This window comes from Microbacterium barkeri (assembly GCF_027921765.1).
GTDB lineage: Bacteria > Actinomycetota > Actinomycetes > Actinomycetales > Microbacteriaceae > Microbacterium > Microbacterium barkeri.
Genome location: NZ_BSEJ01000007.1, coordinates 178894 through 188054, shown reverse-complemented (window position 1 = coordinate 188054; position 9161 = coordinate 178894). Strand labels below are relative to the sequence as shown.

Sequence of the window (9161 nt, the reverse complement as noted above, 5' to 3'; positions counted from 1 at the left end):
AAACGCCCGGCCACATTCCGAACCCGGAAGCTAAGCCTCTCAGCGCCGATGGTACTGCAAGGGGGACCTTGTGGGAGAGTAGGACACCGCCGGACTTCACGTAGACGAAAGGGTCATCCGACGATGGATGACCCTTTCGTGCATTACACGGGCATCACCGAGGAGTAGACATGCCGAACGACGGAGACAACGACCGCCCCGAGGGCGGGTCACGACCGCGCGGCGGCGACGACAGGGCTCGTGGGCGTGACGGGGCGCGTCCCCGATACTCCGACAGCTCATCCCGCGACCGGCGTCCCCGTGATGGGCGCCCGCAGCGAGACGGTGACCGTCGTCCGTATCAGCGTGATGACCGCAACTCGGGGGAGCGTCGTCCGTACTCCCGTGATGACCGCAACTCGGGGGAGCGTCGTCCGTACCAGCGGGACGACCGCAACTCCGGTGACCGTCGCCCCTACCAGCGTGATGACCGGAACTCGGGGGAGCGTCGTCCATACCAGCGGGACGACCGCAACTCCGGTGACCGTCGCCCCTACCAGCGTGATGACCGGAACTCGGGGGAGCGTCGTCCATACCAGCGTGATGACCGGAACTCGGGGGAGCGTCGTCCATACCAGCGGGACGACCGCAACTCCGGTGACCGTCGCCCCTACCAGCGGGACGACCGCAACTCCGGTGACCGTCGCCCCTACCAGCGGGACGACCGCAACTCCGGTGACCGTCGCCCCTACCAGCGTGATGACCGGAACTCGGGGGAGCGTCGTCCGTACCAGCGTGATGATCGGAACTCGGGGGAGCGTCGTCCGTACCAGCGTGATGATCGGAACTCGGGTGAGCGTCGTCCGTACCAGCGTGATGATCGGAACTCGGGTGAGCGTCGTCCGTACTCCCGTGACGACCGCAGCTCCGGCGACCGTCGCCCCTACCAGCGGGACGACCGCCCGCAGCGCCGTCCGCAGAGCCGCGACGGTCAGGCCGGACCGCGCCGCCCCTACGACCGCGACAGCCGACCCGCGCGTCCGCGTCACGACGATGGCGGCGCGTCGCGTCCGCCCGAGCACGCTCGCGTGCCCGATCCGTTCCTTCCCGAGGACATCACGGCGCGCGATCTCGCGCCGGCAGCCCGCAACGAGCTGAAGACCCTCAGCAAGGAGAACGCGGAGCGCGTCGCACGTCATCTCGCGATGGCGTCGCGCCTGATCGACGAGGACCCGCAGCTCGCCCACGAGCACGCCCTCGCCGCGGTGCGACACGCAGGCCGCATCGGCGTCGCCCGGGAGACGCTGGCGATCACCGCGTACGCGAACGGCGACTTCGCGCTCGCCCTGCGCGAGCTGCGCACGCAGCGGAGGATCACGGGACGCAACGACAACGTCGCGCTCATCGTCGACAGCGAACGCGGCGTCGGGCGCCCCGAGAAGGCGCTCGAGGAGGGTCGCGCCGCCGACCGCGAGGCCCTTGACGTCGCGGCGCGCGTCGAGCTCGCGATCGCGATGTCGGGTGCGCGTCTGGATCTCGGTCAGACCGAGCTGGCTCTGCACGAGCTCGACATCCCGGAACTCGATCCCGATCGGGCGTTCGAGTGGAGCCCGGGTCTCTTCGCGGCACGCGCGAACGTGCTCGAGGACCTCGGCCGCACCGATGAGGCGGCGTCGTGGCGCCGCCGGGCGGAGGTCGCCGAGGAAGCGCTCCTCGCGCACCGCGGCGCAGACGAGGACGACTTCATCTTCGTCGACGACACCGACACCGAGGCGCTCCCGGCCGAGGAGGAGCACGCGGCCGACGACGTCGCCTCCGAGCAGGAGTCCGCAAGCGAGCAGGAGCCCGCAGCCGCTCCCGAGCCGGCAGAGGAGCCCGAGCCCGAGCCGGCAGAGGAGCCCGAGCCCGAACAGGAGTTCACGATCGAGGACGAGGTGTCCGAGATCCTGATCGCCGCCGGGATCGAGGGCGCCGCCGACGCGACGCCGGACGACGCCGCTGCCGCCGAGCCGGACGCGACACCGGTCGACACCGAGGACGCCGAGTCCGAGGCGCGCGGAGAGCAGCAGCCTGCACCTGAGGAATCGACGACGGAGGATGACCGCCCCGATGGCGCTCTTTTCTAAGCGGACGGATGGCCCCGCACCCATCGAGGGGGTCGACGTCCTCCTCGCCGACCTCGACGGCGTCGTCTACGCCGGCCCCGGGCCGCTGCCGCACGCGGTCGAGAGCCTGAACCGTGCGACGAGCGAGGGCCGCCGGCTCGGGTTCATCACGAACAACGCCTCGCGGACGGACGCGTCCGTCGCCGCTCACCTGAGCGAGCTCGGCATCCCCACCGCGCCCGACGACGTGGTGACGAGCCCGCAGGCCGCCATGCGCCTGCTCGCGGAGCGCGTGCCGGCAGGCTCGACCATCCTCGTCGTGGGCGGGGAGGGCCTCGTCGTCGAGGCCGAGAAGGCCGGCTATGTCGTCACCCGCAGTGCCGAGGACGCGCCGGCGGCCGTGGTCCAGGGCTTCGCACCCGAGGTCGGCTGGACTCAGCTCGCGGAGGCCGCGTTCGCCCTCGCTCTTCCCGAGGAGGAGGGCGGCATCCCCTGGATCGCGACGAACACCGACTGGACGATCCCGCAGGCGCGGGGCGTCGCGCCGGGAAACGGCACGCTCGTGTCGGCCGTGCACACGGCCGTCGGTCGTCTCGCGACGGTCGCCGGCAAGCCTGAGGCCCCGATCTTCCACGCGGCCGTCGCACGATTCTCGGCGCAGAACCCGCTGTTCCTGGGCGACCGGCTCGACACCGACATCATGGGCGCGCAGGCGGCCGGCATGGCGTCGGCGATCGTGCTGACGGGGATCGACCGGCCCAAGCACATCCTCGCCGCGCCGTCTCACTCGCGCCCGACCTACATCCTCAGCGACCTGCGCGAGCTCTTCGAGCCGTATCCCGTCGCCCGCGTGAAGGGCGACACGGTCTGGGTCCGCGACGCTGCCGTGCGCATCGACGGACCCGACGTGCACATCGTGAGCGAGGGAACGCACGACATCGACCTGCTGCGTGCGGCGTCGAAGGCGATCTGGGACACCGGCCGCCAGATCTTCGGCTTCCGCGTGCCCGAGCGCCTCTACGAGGACCGCTTCCGCCGCGGCTAGTCTGAACGGGTGACGGATCAGGACCACGGCGCAGAGCTCGTCAGCCGGCTCAGGGTGATCGAGGATCAGCCTCTCGCCGAGCGGGCGAGCGCGTACGCGGCCCTGCACGACGAGCTGGCCGCGCGGCTCGAGTCCGCTCCTCGCGACGGCACCGCGCCCCGATGACGCAGCGACTCGACGCGGCGCTCGCCGAGCGCGGCCTCGCGCGCTCGCGCACGCACGCGGCGGGCCTCATCGCGGATGGCGCGGTGCGGGTCGAGGGCGAGATCGTCACGAAGGCGTCGGCGAGGGTCGACGACACGACGCGCATCGAGGTGGACGCCGCCGATCAGTGGGTCAGCCGCGGCGCCCACAAGCTCATTCACGCGCTCGACGCGTTCTCGATCGAGGTCGCCGACCGGGCCGCGCTCGACATGGGAGCGTCGACCGGCGGCTTCACCCAGGTGCTCCGAGCCCGCGGGGCGTCCCCGGTCATCGCCGTCGACGTGGGCCACGGACAGCTCGCGCCAGCGGTCGCGAGCGATCCCGAGGTGCGTGCGGTCGAGGGCTTCAACGTGCGGTTCATGACCCCGGAGAGGCTCGCGGAGGCCAGCGGCATCGCGACACCGCCCTCCGTCGTCACGGGCGACCTGTCGTTCATCTCGCTCACGCTCGTCCTGCCATCCGTCGCGGCGGTGGCGGCAGACGGCGCCGACGTCGTCCTGCTCGTCAAGCCGCAGTTCGAGGTGGGGCGCACCGGCATCCGCGGCGGTGTCGTGATCGACCCCGCTCTCCGCATCGACGCCGTGCGCGGCGTCCTGCGCGCCGCGTGGGATCTCGGCCTCGGCACCCGCGCGGTGCGCCGTTCGCCGATCGAGGGCGCGCACGGCAATGTCGAGGTGCTTGTGCACATCTCGCCGGGCCGCGGAGCGGATCCGACAGAATGGGAGGACACGATCGTGACGGAGGCGGGAGGACGATGACGCAGCGCAGGATCCTGATCGTCGCCCACGCGTATCGCGAGGACACGGTGCGCGCCGCGGTGCGGGTCGTGAACGCCGTGCGCGCCGAGGGCGCCGTCCCGGTGCTCGCCCCCGACGACCGTGCCGAGCTGTCCGCGATCGTCGCCGAGCTCGCCGACGTCCCGGCTCTCGGCATCGACGTGGCCCTGACCGAGATCGACATCGCGATCGTGCTCGGGGGAGACGGCACCATCCTGCGCGCGGCCGAGCTGGTGCGCGGTGGCACGGCGCCTGTGCTCGGCGTCAACATGGGGCACGTCGGCTTCCTCGCCGAGATCGAGCGCGACGACATGGACGAGGCCGTCCACCGCGCGATCATCGGCGACTACGCGGTCGAGGAGCGCCTGGCCCTCGCCGTCATCGTGAAGGACGACGACGACCGCGTGGTCTACGAGACGTGGGCCCTGAACGAGGCGGCGATCGAGAAGGACCAGCGCGAGCGGATGATCGAGGTCATCATCGAGGTCGACCGTCGGCCGCTCACGGCGTACGGTGCGGACGGCGTCGTCGTCGCGACTCCGACGGGATCCACGGCGTACAACTTCTCCGCGGGTGGGCCCGTCATCTGGCCGACCGTGCAGGCGATCGCCGTCGTGCCGCTCTCGGCGCACACGCTGTTCTCGAAGCCCCTCGTCGTCGGGCCCGATCACGCCGTCGCGGTCGAGCTCAAGGACGACTCGGCGGGCACCGGCGTCCTCTGGTGCGACGGACGCCGGTCGCACCCGCTCCCGCCCGGTGCGCGCGTCGTCGTGCGGCGCTCGCCGAAGCCCGTGCTGCTCGCCCGCCTGCACCCCGCCGCGTTCACCGACCGGCTCGTCCGAAAGTTCAAGCTGCCGACCGAGGGATGGCGCGGCCCGAGCGAGCACACGCCCACCGAGACCCTCACGCTGCCGAGCCTGGAGGCCCACGAGTGATCGAGGAGATGCGACTGCGCGACCTCGGCGTGATCGCCGAGGCGACCCTGCCCATGGGCGCCGGGTTCACGGCGATCACGGGCGAGACCGGTGCGGGCAAGACCATGGTGGTGACCGGCCTCGGGCTGCTGCTCGGCCAGCGCGCCGACTCGGGCGCCGTGCGCGCGGGGGCGACGCAGGCTGTCGTCGAGGGCGTGTGGATCGTGCCGGAGACCGGCGCGGTCGCCGAGCGCGTGCGCGACGCCGGCGGCGACCTGGAGCCGATCGGCGACGGCAGCGCCGAGCTGTATCTCTCGCGCACGCTCGCCGCCGAGGGTCGCAGTCGTGCGAGCGTGGGCGGCCGCGCCGCCCCGGCCGGGGTGCTCGCCGACCTCGCTGATGCGCTCGTCGTCGTGCACGGCCAGACCGATCAGCTGCGTCTCCGCTCGGCGGCCGCGCAGCGCGACGCGCTCGACCGCTTCGCGGGAGCGCCCGTGCGCGAGGCCCTCGAGGCCTACCGGGTCGCATGGCATGCGCACCGCGAGCTCGAGCGCGAGCTGGAGACCCTCACGACCGAGCGCGCCGCGCGCGAAGCCGAGGCGGAGTCCCTGCGCGGGACCCTCGCGGAGATCGAGCAGATCGCCCCTGTCGAGGGCGAGGACGTGCAGCTCGCCGAGCGCGCCGAGCGGCTCGCGAACGCCGAGGAGCTGCGGTCTGCGGCGGCGCTCGCCCGCGAGGCCCTCTCGAGCGAGGAGGGAGCTCCGGATGTCTCGGGGCTCGTGAGCGAGGCGCGTCGCGCGCTCGAGCGCGCGGGTGACCCGGCGCTCACGACCCTGGCGGAGCAGATCGCCGACCTCGGATACCGGGCGGCGGACCTCGCCGTCGAGCTCTCGGGCTTCCTCGCCGATCTCGACGAGACCGGGCCGCAGGAGCTGGCGGCGGTCGAGGAGCGCCGGGCCGCGGTCGGCTCTCTCGTCCGCGCTCACGGGTCGCTCGACGCCGCGATCGCCCTCCTCGAGACGGGCTCCGCGCGGCTCGCCGAGCTCGACGACGACGGAGACCGGATCGAGCGGCTGTCCGCCCAGCGCGAGGAGTCGCGTGCCGCGCTCGACGCCGCGGCCGCGGCGCTCACCGCCGCGCGCCGGGAGGCGGCGACGCGCCTCGGCGACGCGGTCACGGAGGAGCTGCACGCCCTCGCGATGCCCGACGCGCGCCTCGTCGTGGAGGTCTCGTCGGGCCAGGAATCGGCGACCGGGCGCGACGACGTCGCCTTCCTGCTCTCCCCGCACCCCGGGGCCGAGCCGCGCTCGGTCGCGCGCGGCGCGTCGGGCGGCGAGCTGAGCCGCGTGATGCTCGCGATCGAGGTCGTGATCGCCGAGACCGACCCCGTGCCGACGTTCGTGTTCGACGAGGTCGACGCCGGCATCGGCGGCGCCGCGGCGATCGAGGTTGGCAAGCGCCTCGCGCGCCTCGCGCAGTCGTCGCAGGTGATCGCGGTGACCCACCTCGCGCAGGTGGCGGCGTTCGCGAGCAACCACCTGAGCGTGGTCAAGGCCAACGACGGGTCGGTCACCCGCTCGAGCGTGCAGCGCCTGGAGGGTGCAGAGCGCGAGGCCGAGATGGCACGGCTGCTCTCGGGACTGGCCGACTCGGACGCTGCGCTGACCCACGCGCGCGAGCTTCTCGCGCTCGCCCACACCGCCGTCTGACACCGCCCGCGAGGTCGCTCTCGCCCGCGCGCCGGGAACGTGGCACGATAGCCCGAAGGATGCCGGGCGCGGCGCCTCCCGTCGGCCGCGACAAGCATCCGCCGCTGGGAGCACACTGCGAGCGGCACGACCTCCTCCCACCCCGGACTGTTAGGATCGAAGCCCGTGATGCAGACTCCTGAGGCACGGCGCGACGACACCACCAAGCAGATCTTCGTGACGGGCGGTGTCGTCTCCTCGCTCGGCAAGGGGCTCACGGCCGCGAGTCTCGGGAACCTCCTCACCGCACGCGGGCTGCACGTGGTCATGCAGAAGCTCGACCCGTACCTCAACGTCGACCCCGGCACGATGAACCCGTTCCAGCACGGCGAGGTCTTCGTCACGGACGACGGCGCCGAGACCGACCTCGACATCGGGCACTACGAGCGCTTCCTCGACATCAACCTGTCGCAGGCCGCGAACGTCACGACGGGCCAGATCTACTCGCAGGTCATCGCGCGCGAGCGCCGCGGCGAGTACCTGGGCGACACGGTGCAGGTCATCCCGCACATCACCGACGAGATCAAGCGACGCATGCGCCTGCAGGCCGAGGACGAGCCGCGTCCCGACGTCATCATCACGGAGGTCGGCGGCACGGTCGGCGACATCGAGTCGCAGCCGTTCCTCGAGGCGGCCCGGCAGCTGCGCCACGAGCTCGGTCGCGACAACGTGTTCTTCGTGCACGTGTCGCTCGTGCCGTTCATGGGCGCATCCGGCGAGCAGAAGACGAAGCCCACGCAGCACTCGGTGGCCGCGCTGCGCCAGGTCGGCATCCAGCCCGACGCGCTCGTGCTCCGCAGCGATCGCCCCGTGAGCGAGAGCAACCGCAACAAGATCGCCCTCATGTGCGACGTCGACATCGAGGGCGTCGTGAACACGGTCGACCTCCCGAGCATCTACGACATCCCCTCGACGCTCAACGAGCAGGGCCTCGACGCCTACATCGCGCGCCGCCTCGGCCTCGCCGAGAAGGCCGGCGACGTCGACTGGACGCGCTGGGGCCGCGTCCTGCACGCGGTCCACAACCCGAAGCACGAGGTGACGATCGGCCTCGTCGGCAAGTACATCGACCTGCCCGACGCCTACCTCTCGGTGACCGAGGCGCTCAAGGCCGGCGGATTCGCGCAGGAGACCAAGGTCAACATCCGCTGGATCCCGTCGGACACCTGCGAGACGCCCGAGGGCGCCAAGGAGCAGCTGTCGTCGCTCGACGGCATCTGCGTGCCCGGCGGATTCGGCATCCGCGGCATCGAGGGCAAGCTCGGAGCGCTCCGCTTCGCCCGCGAGCAGGGCATCCCGACGCTCGGCCTGTGCCTCGGCCTGCAGTGCATGGTGATCGAGTACGCCCGCGACGTGGCCGGCATCGCCGACGCGTCGTCGACCGAGTTCGACCCCGAGACGACTGCTCCCGTCATCGCGACGATGGCCGAGCAGGTCGACATCCTCGACCGCGGAGACCTCGGCGGCACGATGCGCCTCGGTCTGTACCCCGCACGCCTCGCGGACGGCTCGCTCGCCGCCGACCTCTACGGCGCCCCCGAGGTCCAGGAGCGCCACCGCCACCGCTACGAGGTCAACAACGCCTACCGGGCGCAGCTCGCCGAGGCGGGGCTCGTGTTCTCCGGCCTGAACCCCGACCTCGACCTCGTCGAGTTCGTCGAGCTGCCGCGCGACGTGCACCCGTACTACATCGCGACCCAGGCGCACCCCGAGCTCCGCTCGCGCCCGACCGACCCGCACCCGCTGTTCCGCGGGCTCGTCGGCGCGGCCGTCGAGCGCAGCCGGGCGAGCGAGCTGTTCGACGTCGAGAACGCCTGATGACCGAGGAGCTCCGAGACGAGGCCCACGAGGTCGAGATCGTCGAGAGCGAGGTCGCGTTCCGCGGCATCGTGTGGGACATCGTCTCGGAGCGCTTCGTCTACGGCGACGACCAGCTGACGCGCCAGTACCTCGCCCATCCCGGGGCGGCGGCGGTCGTCGCACTCGACGCGGACGAGCGCGTCCTTCTCATCCAGCAGTACCGCCATCCGATCGGCGAGCGCGACTGGGAGCTCCCCGCCGGGCTCCTCGACGTCGCGGGCGAGAGCCCGCTCGAGGCCGCGCAGCGGGAGCTCGCCGAGGAGGCCGACCTCGAGGCCGCGGACTGGCAGGAGCTGAGCGCCGTGCATCTGTCGCCGGGCGGCACGTCGGAGCTCATCCACCTGTTCCTCGCACGCGACCTCACTCCGACGGAAGGCGCGTTCGAGCGCGAGGGCGAGGAGGCCGACATGCGCGTGGAGTGGCTCCCCCTCGAGGAGGCCGTGCGTGCGGTCGTCGAGGGGCGGTTCCGGAACGCGACCACGGGCATGGGACTGCTGCTGACCGCGGCGCGGCTGCGCGGCGCCTAGGAC

The 9161-nt window shown here is 72.2% G+C and carries 9 protein-coding genes and 1 rRNA gene; 9 read left to right on the top strand and 1 reads right to left on the bottom strand.

Annotated features, from left to right (window positions below; all coding sequences use genetic code 11):
- Window positions 1-95 (top strand): 5S ribosomal RNA (gene rrf, locus PKE79_RS09190); the annotation flags it as partial.
- Window positions 96-278: 183 nt separating this feature from the next.
- Here the strand turns inward: rrf and PKE79_RS09185 are convergent.
- Window positions 279-1028, bottom strand: coding sequence for a hypothetical protein (locus PKE79_RS09185; protein WP_271173392.1), 750 nt, complete (start codon window positions 1026-1028; stop codon window positions 279-281).
- A 39-nt stretch (window positions 1029-1067) separates the two neighbouring features.
- Here PKE79_RS09185 and PKE79_RS09180 point away from each other — a divergent pair, with 39 nt between their 5' ends.
- From PKE79_RS09180 to PKE79_RS09145, 8 genes are all read left to right on the top strand, one after another.
- A complete protein-coding gene (locus PKE79_RS09180; RefSeq protein WP_271173391.1) occupies window positions 1068-2105 on the top strand; it encodes a tetratricopeptide repeat protein in 1038 nt (345 codons plus the stop codon).
- Window positions 2089-3129 carry an HAD-IIA family hydrolase gene (locus tag PKE79_RS09175; RefSeq protein WP_271173398.1) on the top strand — a complete coding sequence of 347 codons (1041 nt, stop codon included), beginning with the start codon at window positions 2089-2091 and terminating at the stop codon, window positions 3127-3129. Before PKE79_RS09180 ends, PKE79_RS09175 begins: the two co-directional genes overlap by 17 nt.
- 9 nt (window positions 3130-3138) lie before the next feature.
- Window positions 3139-3294, top strand: a complete 156-nt coding sequence (locus PKE79_RS09170) for a hypothetical protein (RefSeq protein ID WP_271173390.1) — start codon at window positions 3139-3141, stop codon at window positions 3292-3294.
- A complete protein-coding gene (locus PKE79_RS09165; protein ID WP_271173389.1) occupies window positions 3291-4091 on the top strand; it encodes a TlyA family RNA methyltransferase in 801 nt (266 codons plus the stop codon). The genes PKE79_RS09170 and PKE79_RS09165 overlap by 4 nt, the downstream gene beginning before the upstream one ends.
- Entirely contained in the window at window positions 4088-5044 is a 957-nt protein-coding gene (locus PKE79_RS09160; protein WP_271173388.1) for an NAD kinase, read from the top strand. The genes PKE79_RS09165 and PKE79_RS09160 overlap by 4 nt, the downstream gene beginning before the upstream one ends.
- On the top strand, window positions 5041-6732 hold the full coding sequence (gene recN / locus PKE79_RS09155; protein WP_271173387.1) for a DNA repair protein RecN: 1692 nt from the start codon (window positions 5041-5043) through the stop codon (window positions 6730-6732). The genes PKE79_RS09160 and recN overlap by 4 nt, the downstream gene beginning before the upstream one ends.
- Before the next feature lie 168 nt (window positions 6733-6900).
- Entirely contained in the window at window positions 6901-8589 is a 1689-nt protein-coding gene (gene pyrG / locus PKE79_RS09150; RefSeq protein WP_271173386.1) for a CTP synthase, read from the top strand.
- Entirely contained in the window at window positions 8589-9158 is a 570-nt protein-coding gene (locus PKE79_RS09145; RefSeq protein WP_271173385.1) for an NUDIX domain-containing protein, read from the top strand. Before pyrG ends, PKE79_RS09145 begins: the two co-directional genes overlap by 1 nt.
- The last annotated feature ends 3 nt before the right edge of the window (window positions 9159-9161 follow it).